Annotated in this window: 22 protein-coding genes; 9 read left to right on the top strand and 13 right to left on the bottom strand. The window is 35.9% G+C overall.

Annotated elements, in window-relative coordinates:
- Positions 1-41 precede the first annotated feature (41 nt).
- From REB14_RS07550 to REB14_RS07530, 5 genes are all read right to left on the bottom strand, one after another.
- The gene (locus tag REB14_RS07550) at positions 42-758 is read right to left on the bottom strand and encodes a DUF3822 family protein (protein ID WP_309521891.1); all 717 of its coding nucleotides are present in this window, start codon (positions 756-758) and stop codon (positions 42-44) included.
- Positions 759-776: 18 nt separating this feature from the next.
- Positions 777-1271, bottom strand: coding sequence for a Smr/MutS family protein (locus REB14_RS07545; protein WP_079240425.1), 495 nt, complete (start codon positions 1269-1271; stop codon positions 777-779).
- A gap of 95 nt (positions 1272-1366) precedes the next feature.
- The gene (locus REB14_RS07540; protein WP_079240426.1) at positions 1367-1864 is read right to left on the bottom strand and encodes a metallophosphoesterase family protein; all 498 of its coding nucleotides are present in this window, start codon (positions 1862-1864) and stop codon (positions 1367-1369) included.
- Complete coding sequence (locus REB14_RS07535) at positions 1864-2313, bottom strand: hypothetical protein (protein WP_079240427.1); 450 nt, start codon at positions 2311-2313, stop codon at positions 1864-1866. The genes REB14_RS07540 and REB14_RS07535 overlap by 1 nt, the downstream gene beginning before the upstream one ends.
- A 57-nt stretch (positions 2314-2370) precedes the next feature.
- Positions 2371-2835, bottom strand: coding sequence for a hypothetical protein (locus REB14_RS07530; protein WP_145953200.1), 465 nt, complete (start codon positions 2833-2835; stop codon positions 2371-2373).
- Positions 2836-2922: 87 nt separating this feature from the next.
- On the opposite strand from REB14_RS07530, the gene REB14_RS07525 reads away from it, so the two are divergent.
- A complete protein-coding gene (locus tag REB14_RS07525) occupies positions 2923-4467 on the top strand; it encodes a serine hydrolase (RefSeq protein ID WP_079240429.1) in 1545 nt (514 codons plus the stop codon).
- Between the two features lie 166 nt (positions 4468-4633).
- Here the strand turns inward: REB14_RS07525 and REB14_RS07520 are convergent, their stop codons facing one another.
- Positions 4634-5527: an archaemetzincin gene (locus REB14_RS07520; RefSeq protein WP_309521890.1), complete on the bottom strand. Its 894-nt coding sequence runs from the start codon at positions 5525-5527 to the stop codon at positions 4634-4636.
- A complete protein-coding gene (locus tag REB14_RS07515) occupies positions 5508-5984 on the bottom strand; it encodes a SixA phosphatase family protein (protein ID WP_079240431.1) in 477 nt (158 codons plus the stop codon). The genes REB14_RS07520 and REB14_RS07515 overlap by 20 nt, the downstream gene beginning before the upstream one ends.
- Before the next feature lie 115 nt (positions 5985-6099).
- Between REB14_RS07515 and ruvX the strand changes: the two genes are divergently transcribed.
- From ruvX to REB14_RS07485, 6 genes are all read left to right on the top strand, one after another.
- Positions 6100-6516, top strand: coding sequence for a Holliday junction resolvase RuvX (ruvX, locus tag REB14_RS07510; RefSeq protein ID WP_309521889.1), 417 nt, complete (start codon positions 6100-6102; stop codon positions 6514-6516).
- Positions 6513-7085: a peptide deformylase gene (gene def / locus REB14_RS07505; RefSeq protein ID WP_034693378.1), complete on the top strand. Its 573-nt coding sequence runs from the start codon at positions 6513-6515 to the stop codon at positions 7083-7085. The genes ruvX and def overlap by 4 nt, the downstream gene beginning before the upstream one ends.
- Positions 7086-7159: 74 nt before the next feature.
- Positions 7160-7714 (top strand): DUF5606 family protein, encoded by a 555-nt coding sequence (locus REB14_RS07500; protein WP_034693379.1) that lies wholly within the window; start codon positions 7160-7162, stop codon positions 7712-7714.
- A 300-nt stretch (positions 7715-8014) separates the two neighbouring features.
- Positions 8015-8782, top strand: a complete 768-nt coding sequence (mazG, locus tag REB14_RS07495) for a nucleoside triphosphate pyrophosphohydrolase (protein ID WP_079240432.1) — start codon at positions 8015-8017, stop codon at positions 8780-8782.
- A gap of 58 nt (positions 8783-8840) precedes the next feature.
- The gene (locus REB14_RS07490; RefSeq protein WP_309521888.1) at positions 8841-9716 is read left to right on the top strand and encodes an SdiA-regulated domain-containing protein; all 876 of its coding nucleotides are present in this window, start codon (positions 8841-8843) and stop codon (positions 9714-9716) included.
- A gap of 38 nt (positions 9717-9754) precedes the next feature.
- Positions 9755-10570 (top strand): hypothetical protein, encoded by an 816-nt coding sequence (locus REB14_RS07485; RefSeq protein ID WP_309521887.1) that lies wholly within the window; start codon positions 9755-9757, stop codon positions 10568-10570.
- A gap of 83 nt (positions 10571-10653) precedes the next feature.
- Here the strand turns inward: REB14_RS07485 and REB14_RS07480 are convergent, their stop codons facing one another.
- Both REB14_RS07480 and REB14_RS07475 read right to left on the bottom strand, forming a co-directional pair.
- Positions 10654-11376, bottom strand: coding sequence for a hypothetical protein (locus REB14_RS07480; RefSeq protein WP_079240435.1), 723 nt, complete (start codon positions 11374-11376; stop codon positions 10654-10656).
- 292 nt (positions 11377-11668) lie between these two features.
- On the bottom strand, positions 11669-15385 hold the full coding sequence (locus tag REB14_RS07475; RefSeq protein WP_309521886.1) for a metallophosphoesterase: 3717 nt from the start codon (positions 15383-15385) through the stop codon (positions 11669-11671).
- Positions 15386-15411: 26 nt separating this feature from the next.
- Here REB14_RS07475 and REB14_RS07470 point away from each other — a divergent pair, with 26 nt between their 5' ends.
- Both REB14_RS07470 and REB14_RS07465 read left to right on the top strand, forming a co-directional pair.
- Positions 15412-16587, top strand: a complete 1176-nt coding sequence (locus REB14_RS07470; protein ID WP_079240437.1) for a Pycsar system effector family protein — start codon at positions 15412-15414, stop codon at positions 16585-16587.
- Positions 16588-16605: 18 nt separating this feature from the next.
- Positions 16606-17529: a bestrophin family protein gene (locus REB14_RS07465; protein WP_309521885.1), complete on the top strand. Its 924-nt coding sequence runs from the start codon at positions 16606-16608 to the stop codon at positions 17527-17529.
- 8 nt (positions 17530-17537) lie between these two features.
- Here the strand turns inward: REB14_RS07465 and REB14_RS07460 are convergent, their stop codons facing one another.
- From REB14_RS07460 to nuoL, 4 genes are all read right to left on the bottom strand, one after another.
- Positions 17538-19850, bottom strand: coding sequence for a GAF domain-containing protein (locus REB14_RS07460; RefSeq protein WP_309521884.1), 2313 nt, complete (start codon positions 19848-19850; stop codon positions 17538-17540).
- A gap of 265 nt (positions 19851-20115) precedes the next feature.
- The gene (locus REB14_RS07455) at positions 20116-21495 is read right to left on the bottom strand and encodes an NADH-quinone oxidoreductase subunit N (protein WP_079240445.1); all 1380 of its coding nucleotides are present in this window, start codon (positions 21493-21495) and stop codon (positions 20116-20118) included.
- 16 nt (positions 21496-21511) lie between these two features.
- On the bottom strand, positions 21512-23005 hold the full coding sequence (locus tag REB14_RS07450; protein WP_079240446.1) for a complex I subunit 4 family protein: 1494 nt from the start codon (positions 23003-23005) through the stop codon (positions 21512-21514).
- Positions 23006-23007: 2 nt separating this feature from the next.
- On the bottom strand, positions 23008-24921 hold the full coding sequence (gene nuoL, locus REB14_RS07445) for an NADH-quinone oxidoreductase subunit L (protein ID WP_309521883.1): 1914 nt from the start codon (positions 24919-24921) through the stop codon (positions 23008-23010).

Here is a 24921-nt window from a genome sequence, read left to right as displayed (position 1 = left end):
TAATGAAGACAAAAAAAGGTACTGCCAGCGCAGTACCTTTTTTAATTTAATATAAAATTCTTATTGGGAATATTGTCAAAGACAATTTTCAGATTTTTAACAAATTTCTGAAGTTCAGAAATGAAAGTTTCATTTTCCGTGGTTTCGCCATAAGCATAAAAGCTGGTTTCATTGATTCCGAAACCTATTTTACTCAATGTAAACATGATGAAATAAAGAAAATCTACTTCTGAGTTGACATCCAGATTATTATAAAGAATAATTTTCTTATTATCAATCGCAAAAAACTCACATTGATTGTGATAAAGATTGATATGAATTTCCTTATTGGTTTTATTATTGATCGAACTTAGAAACTTTTCTCCGGAGAAATTAAAATGAACCGGTATTGCCAGCTCTTTTATTTTCTTATAGTAGTTTTTCGGGAAAGTATAATAAAACTGAATATTGAATTTTTTGTTGATAGAAAGCATCAGCTCTTCCTTCTCTCTGTCGGTAGGAGCGTTGAAAGCAATCAGATCAAATCCTGCATCATGCTCGGAAAAACCTTCCGGCATCAGGGTAAAATGATTCAATGCTGAAATCACATGGATTTCGTCATAGCGCTGCTTTATAAGAACTTCATCCAGCTTTTGGTCAATAAGATTGGCCGGTGTCTCTTCAGTAACGAAATAAGACTTTTCCTCCAGAATGTTTTTGTTTTTAACAATCTGGCAAATCAATCCGTCTTTGGTAAAAAGTAAATTAAGTACGTTCATATTTCAATTCCTGCAAATTTAGTGAAATTCTACCATTACCGCACCCGATTGATGGTGAAGTATTTCCTTATTATAAAAATCAATATTAACCTGGCTTTCCAATACATCCCGAACCATCCTCTGCAAAGTCCCGTCACCAATGCCGTGAACAATTTCCAGTCTCTTCAGGTTGTTTTTTCTGCAAAACTCAATCACTTCAATCAGTTTTTCCTTTTGAATAAACAATCTTTCAAAACTGTCATAATCATTAGGATTCTTTACCAAATTATGAAAATGAAGGTCTAAAACCAAATGATTTTTCTGATGTTTTTTAGAAATAATTTTTTTAGGTTCTGTTTTTCTTACGACTCTGATATTTTCATAAAGATCAGCATCTTTAGGAACCAGTTTTTCTTTGTGGTATTGATGAGTAAAACCATATTCATCTTTAAAAAAGACAAAATTTCCTTTCACGGAAGTAATTACTCCGCTTAAATCTTCATCTACTACCGAAACCTTATCGCCGATCTTCATAATTTTTAAGACTTATCTGAACCCAATGTTTCTGCAAAGGTAGAAAGTAAAATGGATGAACACAAACTCTCAAATTCTCAAATCCTCTCACCCCGTCAGGCTCTTGGTCCCAGTTCAATGACCTCCAGATCTTTAATTTCTTCACCGTCTACCACAAATCGCATCATAGTTCTTACTTTATGCCAGCCCTGTTTACCACAAGCTCCTGGGTTCAGATGAAGAAGACTGTTTTTCTCGTCATACATTGCTTTTAGAATATGAGAGTGTCCTGAAATAAATAATTTCGGAGCTTTTTCTGCAATTTCTTTTTTTGTAAGTGGAGTATATTTTCCCGGATAACCTCCGATGTGGATCATCAGAACTTCCAGTTTTTCACAAAAGAAACGGTTCACTTCCGGAAATTCAGCCTGAATTTTAGCATTATCAATATTTCCGTAAACTCCTTTTAATGGTTTTATTTTTTCCAGCTGTTCAATCACATCCATACTTCCGAAATCTCCGCAATGCCATACTTCATCAGCCTGAGAAGCATATTCCAGAATTCTGTCATCAATATAAGAATGAGAGTCGGAAAGGAGAAGGACTTTGGTCATTATCTAATTGTTCTTTCAGTAATATTTTCGTTGTATTTATCTTTGAAAATGGCTACACGGTCGGGATTCAGTTCTCCGTCATGATTAATGACTCTTTCTTTCAATAACCATTTCACCAGCTTTTCCATCCCTTTTTTGGAATTCATAAAATTGGCAATTTTAGCAATATCAGTAGATTCTACCTTTACCTTTTCTGTCAGAAAATTCAGGATAAAATAATCATCACTTACATAACTTGGCGTTTCATTATCCATATATCTGTAAAGAAGAACTTCCTCATCATCTTTCATGGAGAAAAATGAATATTGTGCTACATTGATCTTTTCAGCTTTCAGGATTTGTTTTCCATCCAGTAAAACTTTATCGTCTTTGATGGTTACATCCTGAGAAAAGTATAAATTACAGCTTATCATCAATAAGAAGAAAGTCAATAATCTGTTAACTGTCATTTTACTATTTTTTAAGACTGCAAATATAAAGAAGCTTTTATCAATTCACAGGAGATCCTAATCAGTAATATTTTTTGTTTTTCTGATAGAATCCATTTTCTTTTCAATATCTGCACTGAAAACCTTTTTTAATTTCAGTTGATTTTCTGTAAGTTTTGAAATAACAAAAGTACCGGTCATATTGGTATTAGACGGGAAAACTAATGTCACTGTAGAATCAGAAGCTTTTCTCCAGCTCCCGATATAACGGTCTGGCTTTTCATTTTTTTTATTTGCAGGTTCTTCTAAGGAATCATATCTTAAGGTAGATTTAATCAGATTTCCTGTGATTTTTCCATTTTTCTGAAATCTTATTCCTTCTCTTCTTGCCTCAAAACCATCCTGTTTTTCATAAGTATAAATATAGGTATCCATTTTACTAAGATTCCAGGTCTGTAAAAGCAAAGGATTGGAAGTTCTGTCCTGGGCTTTACCACTGATTGCGAAAAAAGAGAAAATACAGATACAAATAGGCTTTTTCATGAATACTGCTGATTTATCGTAAAGTTTTAGCACGGCTAAAATTAGCATGCGTAATATTTAGTAAATTTGGGAAAATTAAAATAAACAATGAAACAGAAACTTTCTTTTTTCATTTTTCTTTTGACCGTTGGATTGGCCAATGCGCAGGTAGAAGAAAAAAAACTGGATGAACTGATCCAAAATACCCTGAAAACCTTTGATGTACCGGGAATGTCAGTAGGAATTGTGAAAGATGGAAAAATGATCTATTCCAAAGGGTTTGGTGTACGTTCTCTTACAACAAAGCAGCCGATGGATGACAATACGCTAGTTGGGATTGCTTCCAACTCAAAAGGCTTTACCTGCACAGCATTAGCCATTTTAGCAGATGAAGGAAAGCTGAACTGGGATGATAAAGTTTCAAAATATATTCCTGAGTTTCAAATGTACGATCCTTACGTTTCGCAAAATGTTACCATTAAAGATCTTATCACACATAGAGCAGGATTAGGACTAGGACAGGGAGATCTTATGTTTTTTCCGGAAGGAGGAAATTTAACCGTTAATGATATTGTGCATAATGTGAGATATCTTAAACCGGAAAATCCTTTCAGAACAAAATTGGATTATAACAATATCATGTTTATTGTGGCTGGGGAAGTGATTCACAGAGTTTCCGGATTAAGCTGGGCAGAATTTATTGAGCAAAGAATTATGAAGCCTGTAGGAATGACTTCAAGCTTCGGAAGCTATAACAGAGCAAAAGCTACAGCAAACAAAATTGATGCACATGCTCCTGTAGACGGAAAAGCAATTGCTGTTCCTCACGACTGGAATGAGACTGCCAATGCTGCTGGAGGAATCATGAGTAATATCAAAGATATGACAACCTGGGCAGAATGTCTATTGAATAATTTTACCACTAAAGATGGGAAAAAACTGGTTTCTGATAAGAATGTTCAACAACTTTGGAGTCTGCAGATTCCGGATAGAGTAGCTGCAAAAAATCCGTATGATACAAGTTTTTACGGATATGGTTTAGGATGGTTTCTGAGTGATGTTAAAGGACACAAACAGGTACAGCATACAGGAGGATTGATCGGAACTGTTACTCAGTTTACCTTAATTCCGGATATGAAGCTGGGAATCGTAGTATTGACCAATCAACAGTCAGGAGCGGCTTTCAATACAATTACCAATACGGTGAAAGATTCTTACCTTGGGGTAGCAGACAGAAACTGGCTGAAAACATACGGCGACAGAATGTCTAAAATGGAGGCTGAATTCAACAAACAGAAAAAAGATGCCTTTGCAAAATCTGAAGTATTCAAAAAAGAAAAATCACTTCAGCCAAAAGCAGAACAGTTCACAGGAACATACAATGATGCCTGGTTTGGTGATGTGGAAATTGTTCAGCAGGGAAATACCTACAGAATCTCATGCAAAAACTCTCCAAGATTAAAAGGCGAGTTACTTCCTTATTCCAACAATTCCTTCATTATCAAATGGGATGACAGAAGCTATGATGCAGATGCTTATATTATTTTCAATTATGATGAAAACGGAAAAGCAGAATCTGCTAGATTGAAAGCAATCTCTGATGTGACAGATTTCAGTTTTGATTTTGATGATCTGGATTTGAAAAGAAAATAAAAAATGAAATCGCAAAAGATATTCAATAGAAACGGGCTTTAGCTCGTTTTTTTCATTTTTACCACGATAATGGCTTTAGCCGAAGCTAGCCACCCCGTCAAAAAATAAATTTTTTGCCACCCCCTCCAATGGAGGGGAATATGCAGCCGGTACAACAAATATTGGTTTATTTTACAAGATTCAGATCCTGATTGGCTAAAGTAAGTTCTGTGTTAAGATGTAGCTTTTCAAAGAAATTTTTCAGCTCAAGAAGTCTTTTCTTATTGTCATAATGGATACTTGAATTCAGTTTTCTCTGGCAGAGCGAGCAGGCTCTGGCAAGATGATAATCTGTTTCGGGTAATGAATTAGTGCCGTTCATCGCACAGTTGGCATTCAGACAATGACTAATTCCAAACATATGGCCAATCTCATGTGAACTGATTTTTATTAGTCTTAAAAGACTTTCATTAAAATTAGAATCTGTTAATTGACCTCTGGCAAATCTGTACATCGAGGTTACTCCCACGCCATCCTCATATGAAGCCAGTCCGAAAACGTAGTTCCATTCCGGTTTTGGAAAAAGATCTTGCTCTGTGATTCCCATCAGTACCAATGCATCTTTCGGTTTCTTTTTAATCAGAATACTGTCTAAAACATATCCTGCAAGAATCTGTTCCTGTCCTTCTTTTGAAATTCTTTTAACCTTTTCAGGAAATATTGTGTTGGGTAAAACAGGAAGTACCTTTGTTTCCAGCTGAAAATAGGTTTTCAGATATTGTTGGGCAAGTGCTATTTCTTTTTTCTGAAGTTCATCAAATTGTCCGATCGGCTGCAGATAAATGGTGTTCTTTCCAGGCTCAGGTTTTATCTTTTTTAATTTCTGAAAATCTTCCAATGTCTGGAAATGTTCATTATGATTATACCGCCAGCTTCCGGGTTTGGGAGAAGAGGAAAGCTTTATATCATTCAGTGCAATAGATTCATAGTAGGTTTTCTTCTGTTTCTGACATGAGAAAAGAAGGATTAATAGGGGTACATAAAAAAATAAAGAGATGAAGTTATATCTTCCCTGGCTCATAAAAGAAGAGTAGTTTCTTTTTAGCACCGTCGAATTCTGCCCAGGATTCACAGTCTACTTCAAAACCGGCAACTCCGCAAGTGGGAAAATGGAAAATATCCTCAGAAATGGAATTGGCAAAATTGGAAATTCCATTATTGTGAGAGAAGAACGCAACTGAATTCAGGTTGTCATCCAGATCATAAATTACAGATTCAAAGCTTCTTTCCGAAGGGTTATATAGTTTTTCATCAGTAGAACAGTTCAGCTGATAGGCCTGATTAAAGATTTTACAGGTATTCAGTGCACGAACCGCGGGGCTCGATACAAAATGGTCTATAGAAATATTATTGCTTTTCAGGAATCTGGACATGTGCATAGCATCCTCCAAACCTTTGTCTGCCAAAGGTCTGTCAAAGTCCTCCGTTTCCTCCGGCCAGTCGCTTTTTGCATGTCTAACGAGGATGAGTTTCTTCATATAATTGTTTTTTGGAAGATTAAAATTATAAAAAAAATAATGGAATAAAACATGATTTATATAAAAAAACTGCGTTATGAATAAAATCAGTAAATTTTACTAAATTTGCAAACTTATGGGACAAATCCTTGCAATAGACTACGGAAAGGCTCGTTGTGGTATCGCTGCAACCGATGATATGCAGATTATAGCCAGTGGACTGGAGACTGTAGAGAACCGTTTTTTAATGGAATTTTTGAAAAAATATTTCAATGAAAACAAGGTAGATGAAGTGGTAGTTGGGCTTCCCATAGATTTGAAAGGAAATGTTTCAGAAGTGGAAACCGATATTTTAAAATTCATAGAAGAATTTAAAAAAGAATTTTCGGATATTGCAGTTCACCGTTTTGATGAAAGGTTTACCTCCAAAATGGCTTCATTTTTTATTTCCCAAAGTGGAAAAAACAAGAAAAAGAGGCAGGAAAAAGGATTAATAGATAAAGTAAGTGCAACAATTATATTGCAGAATTTTTTAGAACAAAGATTAAAATGATATTACCGATAAGAGCTTTTGGGGATCCTGTTTTGAGAAAAGTAGGAAAAGATATAGACAAAGATTATCCCGAATTACAGGAACTGATAGATAACATGTTCGAAACCATGTACAGCGCAAATGGCATAGGTCTTGCAGCGCCACAGATTGGTTTGGATATCCGTCTGTTTGTAATAGATGTAACGCCTCTTGCAGAAGATGAGGATTATGAAGATATTAAAGACGAGTTGGCGGAGTTCAAAAAAGTATTCATTAATGCACAGATTCTTGAAGAATCAGGGGAAGAATGGAAGTTCAATGAGGGCTGTCTTTCTATTCCTGATGTAAGAGAAGATGTGAAAAGAAAGGGTACAATCGTTATTGAATATTATGACGAAAATTTTGTGAAACATACAGAAACTTTTTCCGATATTAGAGCCCGCGTAATTCAGCATGAATATGACCACATTGAAGGAGTTCTGTTTACCGACCATCTGAGTGCTCTGAAGAAGAAACTCGTAAAAGGTAAGCTGACTAAAATCTCTCAGGGGGATGTGAACATCGGTTACAAAATGAGATTTCCAAAATAATTAAATAAGGATTAAAACGAATAATAAAAAGCAAAAAGCTAGTGCTGATTGCAGAATTTACAAAAAATAAAATTATGCTGTTAGAAAAAATAATTTCAATTTCTGGAAAACCAGGACTTTTCAAATTAGTTTCTCAATTAAGAAACGGATTCATCATTGAAGATGTTACCAACAAGAAAAAAGTAAGCATTGGAAACTCAAGCCAGGTAAGTTTATTGGACAATATTGCCATGTTTACATTTGAGAAAGAAGTTCCTTTGTTTGAAGTATTTGAAAATATTGCTAAAAACAACGACTATAAGGAAACAATTTCTCACAAATCTTCTGATGCAGATTTGAAAGATTTTATGCTGGAATCACTTCCTAACTATGATACAGAAAGAGTATATTCTTCTGACATTAAGAAATTGGCTCAGTGGTACAACATCCTTCATAAAGCAGGATATATCACTCCGGATAGCTTTGTAAAAGCAGAGCCTGAAACTTTGGAAGGTGAGCCGGCTGAAGAAGTAAGCATTGAAAAAGAAGCTAAAAAAGCTCCAAAAGCAGAAAAACCAGCTGCTCCAAAAGTAAAAGCTACTTCCGCTGCAAAATCAGCTCCTAAGAGTACACACAGAAAACAAGGATAATTCATTTTTGAATTAAAAATACAAAACCTTGTCTGGAATTTCCGGACAAGGTTTTTTGTTTTTTATTAGGGAGCAGGAAGCAGATGTTAGGTAGCAGGGAGCAAGGATCAGCAAAATTTTCTGCTGAGTTCAAGCTTCGTCTTTATCTTTATCTTTAAACCTTAAACCTTAAACCTCGAATCTCACTAACCCCGTATCTCGTATCCTATTAACCATAAACGTCCAAATTTTCACTTCAAACCTCTACCACAGACCCAAAATAACCCTTACATTTGTATAAGATTGAATTTGCCATTATTTATGAATACGAAACAAGAGAAACTGGAGGCCTTCGGAAGATTACTGGATATTATGGATGATTTACGTGAAAAATGTCCATGGGATCAGAAACAGACATTACAGTCCCTTCGCCATCTTACCCTTGAAGAAACCTACGAACTTTCAGATGCTATTTTACAGGAAGATTTACAGGAAGTAAAAAAAGAATTGGGTGATGTTTTACTTCACTTGGTTTTTTATGCTAAAATAGGTTCGGAAAAAGAAAGTTTTGACATTGCAGATGTTATCAATTCCCTTAATGAAAAGCTGATCTTCCGTCATCCTCATATTTACGGAGATGTTGAGGTGAAAGATGAAGAAGAAGTGAAACAGAACTGGGAAAAATTAAAATTAAAAGAAGGAAACAAATCTATTTTGGGTGGAGTACCGAAAAGCCTTCCAAGTCTGGTAAAAGCCTATAGAATTCAGGATAAGGTGAAAGGGATCGGTTTTGAGTTTCATGATGCAGAAGATGCATGGAAGAAAGTAGATGAGGAGATTCAGGAGTTTCATGCTGAGACTGATCTTGATAAAAAAGAACAGGAACTTGGCGATGTATTTTTCTCACTGATCAATTATGCCAGAATTTCAGGAATCAATCCGGATTCTGCGCTGGAGAGAACCAATCTTAAGTTTATTTCAAGATTTCAAAAGATGGAAGGGCTTGCTGAAGAGCAGGATTTAAAGTTGGCAGATATGTCTCTGGAAGAAATGGATGTCCTTTGGGAAAAGGCAAAAAAACATTCATAACTTCTGATTGGAACAATTAATGCTTCTTACATTCAATTAAAAAAATAAAAATATACCTATGTTACGTTTTCTTATTTTACCTGCTTTGCTTTTATTGAGCTGTAATCCGAAAGCTCAGAATTCTCCCACTAATGAGGACGAATTAAAAGTTCAGTTTTCCTTACCTAAAAAGTTGAAGGAAGTTTCCGGAATTACTTTGTCAAAAGATAAGAAAACGATCTGGGCAATAGAAGACAGAGGAAATAAAAATGCAATATACGGACTGAGTGATAAAGGTGATATGCTGGCAAAGATACCTGTGGAAAGTACTGAAAATACAGACTGGGAAGATATCATATCAGATACTCAGGGAAATATTTATATTGGGGATTTTGGTAATAATGATAATAACAGGCAGGACCTTGCTATCTTAAAAACAGATTTGAAAGACAGCAGACAAAGTACTACCAGGGTTGTTCAGACTACGAAATTCCATTATCAGGGACAGACGGAATTTCCTCCAAAAAAATCAAATCTTTTGTATGATTGTGAGGCGTTTGTTGAAATGAATGGTAACTTTTATTTATTTACCAAAAACAGGAGCAAAGGTTTTGACGGGACTTTCCTTGTATTCCAGGTGCCTAATAAAGAAGGTGATTTTGAAGCAAAGCTAATAGGAACACTGAAACTTCAGGGTGGATATAATGATGCTGCCATTACTTCAGCTACCATCAACAGTACGAAGGATAAGATTGTATTGCTGACCCATAAAAATGTTCACGTCCTTACCGGATTTACTGCTAATGATTTCAGCTCTGCTAAAATTCAGAAAATTCCATTGAATCATAATTCGCAAAAAGAAGCTATTGTTTTTCTTGATGATAAAACAGTAATGATTGCAGATGAGAAAGGGAAGAATGAAGGTGGAAATGTGTATACTTTTTCTTTAAATTAAATTTTTTATTTTTATAAAAATAGACTAACTAACTAACCATGAAAAAATTGTTTTACATTTCACTTGTGCTGAGTTTGTTTTCCTGCAGCAACAGTGATGACACGACCGAAGATACGCCATCTCCAATTGTACATACAGAAAAAGCTTATGTATATAATACGGATGGTGTAGGAACAGTACCTAACCCTAAAGAATACTATGAGTTTACTTATGAAAACGGAAATTTAGTCAATGTTAAAGGAAGATTTTTGCCAGTATTCTTTCAAATGTTTAACATGTTTTTCTCCGATTTAACTACTCAATTATCTTATAATGATAACAAAATAAAGGTAAGTGTTTTAGAATTTGCTGGCATTTCCAAACATGATGAATATCTGTATTACATGGAAAATAACAGACCCCAAAAAGTTGAATATTATTATGTTAATAAAGACACAGGGAATTCTCCCATAGTATATACAAAAACTTACACCTATGGGCAGGATAGAGTAGAAAAGACGTCTATAAAATTTAATAATGCAGCTAATACTGAATATGCTACAACATATTATTATGACGACAAAAATAACCTTACCAAATCTGAGATGCTTGAAACAGGAAATGGGGTAACTTATCAACGAACCACTACTACTTATTCTGATTTTGATAATGCTGCAAATCCATTCAAAAAACTTTATCTCATTAATGATGTTTTCTATGAGAAAAGCTTATCTGCTAATAATTTCAGAACAAAAGAATCTGTTGTTGAAAGATTAAATCCTAATAGCACTGTTCCCCCAAAAATATCGAAAAGAACTTGGACCTATAAATATGATGTCAACGGACAAGTACTCTTATACTTCCCTGTACCATAAATGAATAAATAAAACCCCAAAGAGAAATCTGTGGGGTTTTTGAATATATGAAATGTTAATGAAGTGATTGACGTTTGCATTGTTTACGGAGTCAGATATGAGATATGAATATTTCCGCTGGATAATCTGAAATCCTGAGTATAGCGGCAGCGTATTCTGAAGGTTTCTCCTGTATTAAAAAAGTTAATGGAAGAAAGGTTATGATTCAATCCCGTTGTACGTTCTCCATGGCCCGTAGATATGCCTGCTAGCGTTGTGAGTGTGGGGGAAACTTTTTGTATGTATGAATTAGCTGTTCCTGCAGTTTGTCCTGATGGATTTAAATTGAGATCATAGGTGGCATAAGGAACAATATTATAAAATCCAGGTTTTACAACTGTGAAAAGACCTGTTGTTGAATTATAAGTTAAATAAGCCGTATCAATTTTATTACTCACATTGAAAATATAGGTTTGTGAATAATTCTCATGAGTACTAACCGGAGTAGAATGGGTACCTGTATAACTTCCGCTTGCCGGACTGATGTTTGTTTTGTTTCCTACATACACCACCTTTAGAAAGTTTTCAGATTCAATCGTTTTCCAAACCGGGGCATTTCCCGCTCCGTTGGACATTAAGACCTCGCCTTTGTTTCCTGAATTTCCCTTTGTTCTGTCATCTCCTCCTACATTCAGATCTTTAACTACCTGAAGTGAACCGTTGACATGCAGAGTATGTTGTGGAGTTGGAGTTTTGATCCCTACCTGTGCATTTAAGTGTATGAACATGACAAATAATGCCATATACAGTAGCTTTTTTTTCATCATTTGTTGATTTTTTGTTGCCACAAATATAAAATGTTTTTAAAATGTCAATTTTTTGAAAAATTGATAAACATATTGAACTATGTCTGGTTTTGACTTATGTAGCTGAAAATATGACTTTTAATTAAAAGCCATATTTGTTTTATCAGTAAAAAATGTGAGTTGAAAATTTGAATTGTTAAATTTTATTTAAATTGATTTTTTTTCGAATATTCAATTTTAAACAAATTAATCAACTGTTAATCAGTGTGTTGTAGTGTTTTTAAAAAAGTAAATTTCTTTTGTCTTGAAAAACTTAGAACTTCATACCCACTCCGGCAGAAATCCTTCCTCCGTCTGAACCATAGAAATAATTCAATCTTGCAGACATCATTTCCACAATACTCAGCCATACTCCTGCACCGGCAGATTGATGCCATTTTCTGGAATTTTCATTGTCGTTCCATACACGGCCGATATCATATCCGATAAGAATTCCCATGTTTGCCGGAACAATATTATTTCTTACCCTTCCAAAATCCCATCGGATTTCCGAGTTATTGGTAAAATATGATCTTCCTGAGAATCTTTCATTTCTGAAGGCTCTCATTCCATTATTGCCTCCAATAGCTGCAGCCTGATAGAATTCAAAATTATTATTATTAATCCACATGACATTACTTGAATTGGCGAATACAAATGTTCCCTTTTTATCAATTCTGTGGTCAATGGCAAGCTTTCCTTTTACGGTTACGAAATTCTTGTTAAAATCAGAAAGCGTTGCTTTCCAGTCTGCATTCAACATAAATTCCAATCCAAGAGTAGGGAAGGCCGCATTATCTGCATTTTTATATCCGAACGTATAATTTGCTCCCACAAACTGCTGACTGTTGAATACGCCTGGTCTCACATCCGGTGACTGGTTGATGAAGCGGTCAGCTTTTCTCTGTACTTTATTATCTTCAAAAGTCAATTGAAACTGGTGGCTGAGGTTCATCCAGCTCTTTTGAGAAATGGAAGGAGCAAAGTTGAACTTGGAAATTCTGGCTCTGTTGTATTCCCTTTCTGTATCTTCCTTGTCATACTCACTTTCATTGGAAAGCCCAAAGAAGTTTTGAGAGAATCTTGGGGTTGTATAAAATGCATCAAGGTTGATATCCCAACCTGAGATCGCTTTTTTAAATACACCTTTGTACGTAAGACTAAACCCTGCAGTAGCAGTATAAAAATTAGCTTTTAAGCTGTGCCTTTGGGTAAAAGGATCACGAATGAAATTATTCACAGTATAATTGGCCAGAACCCCCACAATGACTCCATCGTCCGGGTTGTAATCCAGGTTTGGATATCCGGCAACCGAATTATATTTCGGGTGTTTATAATTATAACTGTTGATATCATAATCATCAGTTATATTCTTGGTTGCATTTCCTGCATTATAGGTATTCTTCTGAGATTTAAAATCATAAATCTTCACTTTTCTTCCATCCGCAACGTTATAGGTATCGTGGTTATATCCTCCAATCAGTCTGATGGTCATTTTAGGATTTCCACTACCTGTTACTACGTAGGTATCATCATCTTCCAGTCCGTAGATCCATAATTCTTTAGTTTTTGAATCATGATAAGTCTTTTCAAAAACCAATTCATTCTGATCTTTATTTTTACCCAACTTATATTGCTGTACCAGTACGGAGTGTCCGTTTTTGGTGATCACAAACTTATCAGGATTTACCGTTCCAGCCAGAGGAACTTTTTTCTGCAATACATCATAATACTGTGCAGCGTAGCTCTGAAGTTTTGTTTTTCTGATTTTCAGTTTTCTCTGGATTTCGGCAATGGTGTCATCCTGTACTTCTTTCGGAAGATTATGGAAAGCATCATCAATATCTGCATCAGTCAGGTGTTCCTGTATGTATTTTGCCTGAGTTTCCCATTCACTTTGATCAGCTCCTTTTAAAAATACAAGATCCATAGGATAAGGTTCCATCGCAAGCCATTTCACACTGCTGATATCTTCTGTAAAGGTTTTCATGTGACGGATGGCAGGAACATTCATAATAATCCTGAAGGCTGCACCGTCATATTTACTGAATGCCTGATCTCTGTCTTTTGGAATGGGTTTATAAATCACTTTATCACCTTCTTCATATTGTGCCCATTTCCATTGGTCTGAGTGTCTGTCCCAATCACCGATAAGCATATCAAATAATCTTGCTCTGATGTAAGATTCTCTGTCGACAGAATATTTACTGCTTTTGTTGAGGTTTTTTAATACATCATCTGTAGAAACGATATCATTTGCATGATCAAGAGAAGCCAATGTTTTGGGATCAGAAGAAAAACGTTCTTCAATCATATACATTTCATCTCCGTAATTCTCATTGTACCTTCCCAAAGCTTGTTGTTTGGGGATATAGTATAGTTTTGGATTACTATGGAAAATATTGAGCTTTTCCGACATATTTCCAATAGTAAACGGAGTAAATGGATGATTGGTGGTATAAAAATCCAGCAGGAATTTTTCAGGATATGAATCTGCAAGCTCTTCTCCTAATGTACTTTTCTGAAAAGCCATATTGTTTAAGAAACGAATTGCACTTTTTTTCACCCCTCGCATTACAAACTCCTGCCCGTCTGCAGACTTCAGCCGCAAACTGTTAGATTGGTTTCCTCCACCTTCTCTAAAAGGAATATACCCTCCGTTCAATTCTGAAAGGTTAGCTGTGGGAGCTTCAATGGGAATTCCATAATATCTTCTGTAATGATCTCCCCAAAGCCACCGGTAAAACTTTCTTTTTTCGGTAAGCTGCACCGGGTAAATGGTTGAAGAGAACTTTGCAGGAAAAGAATTAGGGAAATTATTGACAAATACATCAGGTTTGGAAATCACAGAAATATGAGTCAGTTTTTGAAGCTGGGCATCTTTGGTAGAAAAATACTCCACATCTGTACTTTCATCTTTTCTGAAATTTAAAACAGCAAAACCGCTGCCTCCGTAGGAAAAGTCTGTTTTTTCTACAATGGTTGCCGGATCTGTTTTAGAACCTGCGCCACTGACGATCTGTCTCAGGTTTCCATCTTCGTGATATTGCAGGTTATGATCATGTCCGGAAACGAAAATAATATTTTCTTTATCCTGAACAATGCTTTTCAGCCTGTTGGCCAGATCTGCATAATGTTGGTTATTGATATCTTCAGGACTGGCTCCTGAAGAACTTCTTAAAATATTGATTACACTTGCTACCACAGGAACAGGAACTTTACTCTTTAATGGAAAGAGATGAGATTTTGCAGAATTAAAACCTGCATGGGTTCCACTGCTGATGATAGGATGATGTAAAGCAACAATTATTCTTTTACCCTGATTTTTAATGATAAGGTCTTTAAACTCTGTAAAAAAATCTTCACGGGTTTTGATATTACAGTTTTTATTGATTCCCGGATAATTATCCCAATTGGCAATCACCCATTCTGTATCGATTGCGATAAGCTTGATATCTTTAGAAACGTTAATATCATCAATAGGGCAGCCGTTTTTAGGAAGAAAAGCTTTTTTATCATCAAGATATTTTTTAACCAGCCCTTCCTGGGTATTCAATCCTTCAATTCCATTGTACCAGTCATGATTTCCGGGAATTACGAGTGTTTTTCCTTTGAAATTTTTGGTAATGGCAAGCTGGTTTTCCAGTTTCTGTTTTGCCTGGGCATAGTCTTTATCTGTTTCTTTGGGCATTCCATTGGGATAGATATTATCTCCCAGAAAGATCAGCATAGAGTTACTGTTGGCAGAATCCAGCTTACTTTTCAGTAAATTCAGAGTTTTTTGGGCCTGAGGTTCATCTGCATTTCCTGCATCTCCAATCAGAAAAAGTTTAAAATCATTTTCGGATTTTATTTCGGAATCTTTTACTTCAAATAAGTTTTTGCCCTTTTGTACGTTATAGGTAGCACAGGAATAAAGGACTCCTGCGGACATTACTGTTCTAAGAACAATAGAAGTATTTTTTAGATGAGTTTTAAAGGATAAATTCATAAATTTACATTAACAAAATTTCAGGGATGAGCATTTTACAAAAAGCTAAAAATTATGTTGAAATCTTATTCAAAGATAAGTTATCTTCGGTATATTTTTATCATAATTTTATCCATACTGCCTATACAGTTAATAAGGCTGAGGAAATCATGAAAAACACACCTGTTTCTGAAGAGGATCAGGAGAAGGTACTCGTTGCATTATGGTTTCATGATACTGGGTATATAGAATGTGCCCTGAACCATGAGGAAAGGAGCGTGGAGGTGATGAAAGCCTTTTTACACCAGGAAAACTATCCGGAAGCCTATATTGCAGATGTTGAAAAACTGATTCTGGCTACGAAAATACAATATGAACCTCAGAATTTACTGGAGAAAATTGTAAAAGATGCCGATTTCAGCCATTTTGCCGGCCATGATTACAGTGATATTTCCGATGCTTTGAGAAAAGAATGGGAACTTACCAATGTAAGATGTTTTTCCAATGAAGAATGGAATGCCGGAAATCTGGACATGCTGAAAAATAAGCATACTTTTTATACAGATTACGCCAAAGAAAACTGGGAACCGCTGAAAAAGAAAAATATTAAAAAGATCGAAAAGAAGCTGGAAAAAGAAGAAGAGAAAAAGGAAAGTAAAAAGGAGGTTTCAGAAGGCAAAAAAGAAAAAGAAAAATCGGACAGAAGTGTAGATACTTTATTCAGAGTAACGCTGAATAATCATACAAGATTAAGTGATATTGCAGACAGTAAAGCCAATATTCTTTTATCAGTAAACGCCATTATTATTTCGGTTTGTCTTTCTGTATTGGTTCCAAAGCTGGATGCTCCTAAGAATTCTCACCTGATTCTTCCAAGCTTCATATTATTGCTGTCTAGCGTACTGACAATCATATTTGCTATTTTATCCACAAAACCGAATGTAACAAAGTCAACATTCACTTCTCAGGATATTGCCAACAGAAAAGTAAACCTGCTTTTCTTCGGAAACTTTCAGCAGATGTTGTTTGACGATTATAATAATGCGATGAAAGACCTTATTAAAGATAGGGATTATATCTACGATTCTATGGTGAAAGATCTGTATTATCTTGGGAAAGTTCTTAACAGGAAATATAAGCTTTTATCCATTACCTATAAGATCTTTATGGCTGGAATTATTATTTCCGTTTTATCTTTCGGGGTGGCTTTTCTTAGTCTTTAATTAAAAATATAGACACAAATGATTGTCAGACAACGTACGAATTGGCTGAAAATGTTATTTATATGGAGAGGTTCCGTATTAAAAAAAATTGTTGTTCAGCTTTCCATCATCACGCTGTTTTCCCTGGCAATCTATTTTTTCAAAGGGAGAATCTTTGATTATAAAGTGCATCTTAATCCTACCATTTTTACATTGATAGGATTGGCATTGGCTATTTTTATGGGTTTCTGTAATTCTGCGAGCTATGACCGTTTCTGGGAAGGACGTAAGCTTTGGGGATTACTTGTGATTGAAACCAGGTCTTTGACGAGACAGATTTTATCCTTAGTAAACGATTCTTCACCTGAAGCTAAAGAGGAAAAAGCAAGAATCATTAAGCTGATCTCTGCATTCTCCTGGTCACTGAACTTTCAGCTAAGAGATAAAACAGGGACAGAACATCTTGAAAGACTGCTTTCGCCCGAACAATTGGAACAGGTGAAGAATAAAAAATTCATTCCCAATATTATTCTTGGATTTATTGCAGACTGGCTTAACGAACAGCATAAAAAAGGAAATATAGATACGATTGTCATGACTTCCATGGATCATCAGCTGAACCAGTTTTCTAATATTTCCGGTGGGTGTGAGAGAATTTACAATACACCATTACCCTTTGCTTATAGTGTTTTGCTGCATCGCACCGTTTATCTATATTGTTTCTGGCTTCCTTTCGGACTGGTAGATTCTTTGGGATGGATGATGCCTTTGATCGTTTTGCTGATCAGCTACACCTTTATTGCTCTTGATGCTATTATTCAGGAAATTGGAGAACCTTTTGGTGAAGAAGAAAATGATCTTGCCCTGAACAGCATCTGCCGTACTATTGAATTTTCTATTTTTGAACAGGCAGGAATTCCTCAAGGTGAGCTTAAGAAACCAGATACTTATTTTGTGGATTAGAATAATTTCTATTCCTGTGGTAGGGTAAAAGAAACCCTTAATGCCAGCAATCCCGTAATTCCCTGAAGATCTTCTACTCTTAAAAATTCTATATCATTTTGTAGAACTCCTTTTTTCTGGAGTTTAGAAATGTAGTCAAGATATTCCTTCTGATTTTCCATTCCGAAATAGACGATGGTGATTTTTCCGGGTGCAGTGATGCGTTCTGAAGAATCTTTCACGTGTGCTTTATCCAGACGCTTTTTGATGATTTCGTAATAAGAATTGTAAGCTCCATCAACATCAAAGCGTTTTTCATCCATTCTGAAACGGATGTCTATTTTTTCATTATACACAAAGATCAGTGAAGCAATATCAAGCGGTACCGGAAGATACTTTTTGAACGACTGAAATTCAAGTTCCATTTTACAGATGGTTTTCAGCTGCCAGTATCTCAGTTTGTGAACTACTTTCGAAGTATAGTGTAGTTCAGGAGCTATGGTAGAACCACTGTACAGATTGTGTTCCACACCGTCTGACTTAAATCTTTCATAGTAATGTGGGAAAATTTCCTGTGCTTTTACCTGGCTTTCATCCAGCATATCTGCCAGTTTTCGGTTGACCAGGGTGATAGAATCATCAAGGTTTTTCCTGTGGTGATAAAACAGATCCGTAGAAGTAAAGATGTGTGAAAAATAGTCTTTGATTTTCGTTTTTATTTCTCTCGAAGTTCTAACTTCCAGTTTTCCTTGTAAAAAAGGATGAATTTCTTCCCTTAATAATCTCTGGAAACGCTGTTCCGTATCAGCTTTGATCTCGTTGTTGATTTCATTCTCAAAAACATCAAGTGCCAGTACAAATTTTTCTGAATCGGAATTGGTGAGTACCAAAACTTCATTCAGCCATTCAATTTGTTGGTTAAGATCCTGCAGCATCAGGTTAAAACGCTTTTCCGAAGAAGAGCGGATATCTGAAACGCCAAACAAAGGAGTGAGATTTTTAAAGGCAATCTGCTTTAAAGTATATATTTTTTTTCCGAGCGATGCTGTAAAATATTTTTCTGCTTCATTTCTGAACTTCCACACCACACTGTCGTGGATGGTTGTATATTCACGCTGGATAATGGCTTCTATCTGATAGTTTTTTTCAAAGTAGAATCTGTTCAGAGAGAAAAGAACCATATCGGTGAAAAACTCCAGTTTTTTAAGTTTTAAACCATTGAAACTTCCGGCAATAGGAGAGGTGAATTCCATGATAGCAAGGAGCTCACCATCTTTCATGATTGGGATTACCATGAAGCTGTTGACATTATTATCCTTTAATATACTGAAGGAAGGAAGCTCTTTGACATTTTCATCGAGATTGTTGACATTGGAAACAACAACTGGTTTTGAATTATGATTTAAATTATTAAAAGTACTCTTTCGGGTATCTTCATCAAATGCATTGATCCAGAAATCCAGGATATGATTGGTGAGAAGACTCTCATAAATTGGGAGCTTATCCAGTTTTTGTTCCTTTTTGTTAAAAGTCATCAGGCCGAAACTAAGCTCTGAAACATCAAAATAGGATTTAAAAATTTCCGTCAGATTTTCATTGGGATTCATATTTTCCGGATCAATTTCAATCATGCTTGATTTCAGATCGGAAAGGGCTACTTCAGAGGTACAGTCTACCAGTGAAATGATAGTAAATCCTTTCAATATCCAGGATTGAGACGGGAAATATTTTTTCCACATTTTAAAGTCATCCAGGTTTTCCAGCAACATATCTAAAACATCGTCGGACGGAATTTTGGCATCTTCTGTGGGAGTAATTTCCGTAAAATCTGAATTGACCGTAATTTTATAATGTTTCATGATTCCCTGCTTATTGGGGATATCATAATAAAACGGGATGGTACTTTTAATATCTTTTTTGAAGTAGCTCTGAAGAATCAGACAGCAACAGAATACATAAAATTCATTATCTGAAATATTCCTTAGCTCTATTTCGAAATCTTTTCCCGCATCTTTCAGAATATCTTTAAACCTTTCGGTATAGTTGAAGGTAATATTGGAAAGCGGAATACTTGCTGCTTTTATTTCGTTTCTGGTGAGGCCTGTTGGAAAAAGATCGGCAAGAAGCAATCTGATGAGGTCTTCATGTTTTTCAAGAAGGGTCGTGTCCTGAAATCCTTCTCTAAGGTCTTTAAAATTTCTGGTGCTCTCTAGTAAAGACTCAGCATAGTTCACCCTGTATTCCAATCTGTCATTATACCGGATATGTTCCAGAACATCCAAATATTTTTTGAATGATATATAAACCTGAAAGGGAGAGTCTTTTTTATAGAGATTAGCCAAGAGCTGAAAAATTTAAAGTAAAGTTATGAAAAAAGCAGAATATTGATAGTGTGGAATTTTTATTTTTATTGTACATAATTTGCAGGTGCTTTGGGAAACTCTGCAAGGTATTTTATAATTTCTTACTGTTTTTTATACAGACAGATTATAGATTTACTGATAAACAAAAATTGTAACTTTTTTGAGTAAGATATTAATTATTTAAATAAGATAATAAAAAAGCACAACTGAGAAGTTGTGCTTTTTATATTGTAGAGTTCTGATTTTACAATCCGAACATTCTTGCAAACATATCCGGGAATATCCCAAGGATAACGATCAGGACAATAACAACTACTCCAATGATGTTGTAAGTAAGGGTTACTTTCTCTGATGATTTGAATGTTGATTCTTTAAAGAAGAACATCGCAATGATCAGTCTTAAATAGTAAGCAATAGATAAGGCAGAACCTAAGACTGCTACCAATACTAAGAAAGCCGCACCGTTCATAGCCTGGGAGAATAAAGCAAATTTCCCCATGAAACCAGCTGTTAACGGAACTCCTGCCATGGAAAGCATAGAGATCGTAGCTGCTGTTGCCAGTAAAGGTTCAGTTTTTGCCAATCCTTTGAAGGCTCCGAAAGAAGTTTCTCTCTTTAATTTCTCTACCCAGATCAGACACATGAAAACTCCTACTGTAGATAAAGAATAAGCAAACAAATAGAAGGCAAGGTTATAAGTAGAAAGGCTTGTCATTCCGAAGAATACCAATCCGATATATCCTGCGTGAGATACTGAAGAGTATGCCAACATTCTTTTTGCATTCGTCTGAGCAAGACCCATAACGTTTGCCAAAAGTAAAGTAATGATTAAGAATACTCCTAAAACATTGATCCACTCATGAGTTACCCCAGCAAAACCAAGCGTCATTAATCTGAACAGAGCAAAGAATCCGGAGATCTTTACCACACTCGCCATGAAAGCTGTGATTAATGAAGGAGAACCTGCATATACATCAGGACTCCACATGTGGAAAGGTGCCAAAGCTACCTTAAATGCCAATGCACAAAGAATCAGTAATACTCCTAAGATGAACATTACATTCCCTGAATTAGCAACCCCAAAATCGTGGATCTTGTAAAGATCAAAACTTCCTGCACTTCCGTAGATGAACGCAATACCGAACAGTAAGAAACCTGTTGCGAATGCACCCATAAGGAAATATTTAATAGAAGCTTCGTTAGATCTAAGATCTGTTTTATTAGCTCCAGCCATTACATATAATGGAATAGAAAGAATCTCAACTCCTAAGAACATCGTCACCAGGTTCTGGTATCCGAAAAGGATGATCCCTCCACATAATGCAAATAGCATCAATGCATATAATTCTGACTGGTGGCTTCTGTGATTGCTGAAAGCAAAACCTCCCAGAAAGAATAACAATAAAGTTGTTACGATTGATATTTTAGTGAATAATGCAGTATTGTCACTGTACTCATACATATGCTTGTAATGATCGAAAAACGAACATTCCGGCATAAAACTTACGTACAATGCGATGATTAATCCCAAAATCCCAATGTATCTTGCGAATTTTCCTTGTTCAAAAACTCCTGAAAATAACGCAATAACTGCCGTTAGGAAAACAATAATTAAAACACTCATTTCTTAAAATATCAAATTAACTTACCATTGATTGGTAGATAAACTTCACCGAACTACTCACCATGTCGATTACCGGTTGTGGGAAAATACCTAGTAAAATCACAAAAACCGCTAAACTTGCCAATACAGAAAATTCTACCCCTGATAAATCTTTTGCTGTACTTAAAACGGCTTCATCTCCTTCTCCAAACATTGCTTTTCCGTAGAATCTCAATAAATACACCGCACAAAGAATTACCGTAAGACCAGCAATTACTGCTGCTGTTCCGTTAAAATCATATACTGATTTCAACAAAATAAATTCCCCGATGAATCCATTCGTTAATGGAACTCCCATTGAACCTAATATAATGATCAAGAACAATACAGCAAACTTAGGAGCTACTTTAGCTAAACCACCCATTTGTCTGATGTCTCTTGATTTAAATCTCTTGTATAAAATATCACAACAGTAGAATAAACCTACTACGTTGATACCGTGGGCAAATGTCTGTACCAATGCTCCTTCAGCTCCTTCCACATTGAAAGTCCCTCTCAAAGTAACTACTGCAGAAGCAAAGATCCCTGCTACCATCAATCCTACGTGAGAGAAAGATGAATACGCAATGATTCTCTTCATATCCGTTTGGATGATAGCGATCAACGCACCGTGAACAATTCCTACAATAGCAAGAATAATTACGATCTGTCCTGAAATCCCGGCTATCGGAAGCGGAGTGATTGGAAGTAAGTAACGCATTACCCCATATACTGCCATCTTAAGCATGATCCCTGATAACAACATCGATCCCTGAGTAGGAGAGTAGGTATAGGTATCAGGCTGCCATGTATGGAAAGGGAATACCGGTAATTTCACTGCAAATGCAAAGAAGATAAACCAGAATACCACAGTCTGCTGTACTTCATTCAGTTGTGCATTGTATAAATCTGTTAAAGCGAATGATGCTGAGTGGTTGTACACATAGATCAATCCGGCTAACATAAATAACGATCCAACGAATGTATATACGAAGAATTTCGTAGTGAATTCAAACCTTTTATTCTCTTGTCCCCAAAGTCCGGCAATGAACCAAATTGGAATCAAAGTTACTTCCCAGAAAATGTAGAATAACAATCCGTCTAAAGAAGTAAACACTCCTACAAGTCCGAACTGCATTAACAGAATCAATCCGTAGAATGTATTTCTGTAGTTTACACTTTCGTTGAAAGATGACAAAATAATGATTGGAGCCAGAATGTTGGTCAATAATAAAAGAAGCATGCTCATTCCATCGATACCGAAGTGAAGAGAGCTCTTCATAAATTGTGACCATGGATAATTGATCTCATGCTGCAATACGCTGTCTACTGTCGGAGTAAAATCAAAATCCGAAAGTACGTAAAACGTAAGGAGCATTTGTACCAATGCAATTCCAAGCGCCAAATATTTGCTGGAATTATTCTTCCAGGCAAAAACTAATCCCGAACCTACTAGAGGTAATAGTAATAATGTTAATAATAAACAAGACATTATTATTGTAATAAAAAGTTAACAATTAATATAATTCCCACAGCTAAAGACATGATAAGGATATATGTCTCTACATTTCCGTTCTGTACACGCTTCATAGCTTTTCCGCTGTCTTCAGCACCATCACCTACAAAGTTTACAAAACGGTCTAAGATACCCTTATCAAACATTTTTCCTCCGCGTCCTAATCCTTCAACAGTTTTTACAATCAATGCGTTGTAAAGTTCGTCAACGTATAATTTCTTAGCAGAAAGCTTTTCCCATCCGGTATAGTTTTCCTCTGCAACAGCCATCTTTTTCTTACTTACGTAAGTGTTTCTAACGATGAACCATACAGTGACGAACATCAGGATTGTTGCTGCTAATAATATCATTTCAGTATTGAAAGGTACTCCTGAAAGAGTAGCTTCCATCTGGCTGTAGCTTTGTTCCGTAAGTACCGGCTTTAACCATTCCATCAGTTTAGCATAGTGCCCGTGACCGATGAAGTGCGGCAGGTTGATGAAACCTCCAATTACAGAAAGAATAGCCAATATGATCAATGGTAATGTCATATTTGACGGGCTTTCATGTAAGTGGTGTTTTTGTTCTTCAGTACCTCTGAATTCTCCGTGGAATGTCAGGTAGTATAGTCTGAACATATAAGTTGCAGTCATTGCCGCTAAAACAAATAAGATTACCCAGTAAATAGGGTTTTTAGCGAAAGCTGCTACTAAAATTTCGTCTTTAGAGATCATCCCTGATAATAAAGGGAAACCTGAGATAGCTAATGTTCCGATCAGGAATGTAGCGTGCGTAAGAGGAATATATTTTTTAAGACCTCCCATGAAACGCATATCCTGTTCGTTGCTCATTGCGTGGATTACAGAACCAGCACCTAAGAATAACAATGCTTTAAAGAATGCGTGCGTCATTACGTGGAACATTGCTGTTGTATACGCTCCAAGACCTAAAGCAATGAACATAAATCCAAGTTGTGAAACTGTAGAATATGCCAATACTTTTTTGATGTCGTTCTGACGTAGCGCATAGAATCCTGCCAAAGCAGCTGTTAAGAATCCGATGAATAAAATTCCTCCCTGTACAGTAGGTGCCAAAGTAAATAAGAAGTTAGATCTTACTACTAAGTAAATACCAGCTGTTACCATCGTTGCCGCGTGGATCAACGCTGATACAGGAGTAGGTCCGGCCATCGCATCCGGTAACCATGTATATAATGGAACCTGAGCAGATTTACCGGTAGCACCGATGAATAAACTCGCTGTGATAAAGATAATCACTGTTCCGTCTAATTCAAATTTTGAAGCGTTTTCTGCTACAGAAAGATAATCTACAGCATTGGTCTGTGAAGCAATCATGAAAATACCGATCAATAACGCAAGGTCACCAATTCTGTTCATGATGAAAGCTTTTCTTGCTGCTTTACCGTATTCTTCGTTAGTGTACCAGAATCCAATCAACAGGTAAGAACAAAGACCTACACCTTCCCATCCGATGAACAGGATCAGGTAGTTGCTTCCCATTACCAAAAGTAACATGGAGAAGATGAAAAGATTCAGATAAGTAAAGAACTTGTAGAACCCTTTATCATGACTCATATATCCGATAGAGTATAAGTGGATCAGTGAACCGATACCCGTAATGATCATTACCATCATTAAAGAAAGCTGATCAATCTGGAATCCAAAATTGATTTGAACTCCATTTACTCTAAACCATTCAAAAGCTTTTACAATAACAGGCTGGCTTTCAGAATTGAAATTCATGAAAATACTTACCGCAATACAGAAAGATCCAAAAACCATCAAAGTAGCCAAAGATCCTACCAATATTTTTGGAAGATTTTTTCCGAATAGCCCGTTAATAAGAAACCCTAAAAGTGGTAAAAGTACTATTGCATATACTAGATTCTCCAT

It is taken from the genome of Chryseobacterium metallicongregator (assembly GCF_031324065.1).
Classification (GTDB): Bacteria; Bacteroidota; Bacteroidia; order Flavobacteriales; family Weeksellaceae; genus Chryseobacterium; species Chryseobacterium metallicongregator.
The sequence above is the reverse complement of the archived record's forward strand: the minus strand, read 5'-3'. Positions and strand labels throughout refer to the sequence as shown.